Origin of the sequence: Candidatus Accumulibacter phosphatis (assembly GCF_012939955.1) — a bacterium.
Taxonomy (GTDB): Bacteria; Pseudomonadota; Gammaproteobacteria; order Burkholderiales; family Rhodocyclaceae; genus Accumulibacter; species Accumulibacter delftensis.
In genome coordinates, this window is the sequence record NZ_SPMY01000114.1 from 1 (window position 1) to 751 (window position 751).

General features: G+C 57.9%; 1 protein-coding gene and 1 pseudogene. Both read left to right on the forward strand.

Going from position 1 to position 751, the window contains the following annotated elements; translation table 11 throughout:
- Positions 1–218 precede the first annotated feature (218 nt).
- Complete coding sequence (locus E4Q23_RS22315) at positions 219–545, forward strand: helix-turn-helix domain-containing protein (RefSeq protein WP_012806117.1); 327 nt, start codon at positions 219–221, stop codon at positions 543–545.
- Positions 542–751 (forward strand): annotated as a pseudogene (locus tag E4Q23_RS22320) (hypothetical protein); the annotation flags it as partial. The gene E4Q23_RS22315 and the pseudogene E4Q23_RS22320, both read left to right, overlap by 4 nt.

Here is a 751-nt window from a genome sequence, read left to right on the forward strand (position 1 = left end):
ACCGGACCTCGGTGCCGGCGTGCCGGGCTTCAATATCTTGCTCATGGTCATCCCCTTTTAGGATTGGTTGATTGCGACGTTCCGCCCAGTGGCCTCTCCCCGGCAGGCTGTGTTACCAAGTCGGGGTTGCGCATTAAGTTCGGAAAGCACATAATTAAAAGTATGAACTTCCGAACTTCCGGAGTCAAGAATTTTTTTTTATCGGAAAGCCGAACGAGATGCCAGCATTGGGTGAAAAGGTCCGCGCACTGCGGAAGAAGGCAGGCCTGACTCTGGAGCAGTTCGCGGAGCAGATCGGCGCGTCCAAGTCATCTGTGTGGGAACTGGAAAACAAGGAAAAGGCCCGCCCCTCCGCAGACCGGATCCACGAGGTGGCGAAGGTCCTGGGCGTGACACCCGAGTTCCTGATGAACGATGACGTCGCCGAACCCTCGATCGACGTGGCCGACGAGGCGTTCTTCCGCAAGTACCAGTCGCTGGACAACGGGGTGAAGCAGCAGTTACAGGAGATCCTCAGCGTACTCGACAAGAAGGCCGGCCCTTGATCGCGCCGCTCTCTCCCAAGCGTGAGGCAATCAAGATGGCGCGACTATGGCGCGCCGTCCATGGCCTCACGTTTCCGATCAATGCCGGAGCGCTGGCGCAGGAATGGTCTAGAAACGTGGTGCCAGAGGCCCCCATCGGGGAGTTGCAAGCCAAGGAGCTGAAAGGCTTTGAGGGTGGCCTGTTCTGGCTAAAGGAGAGAAAAGTC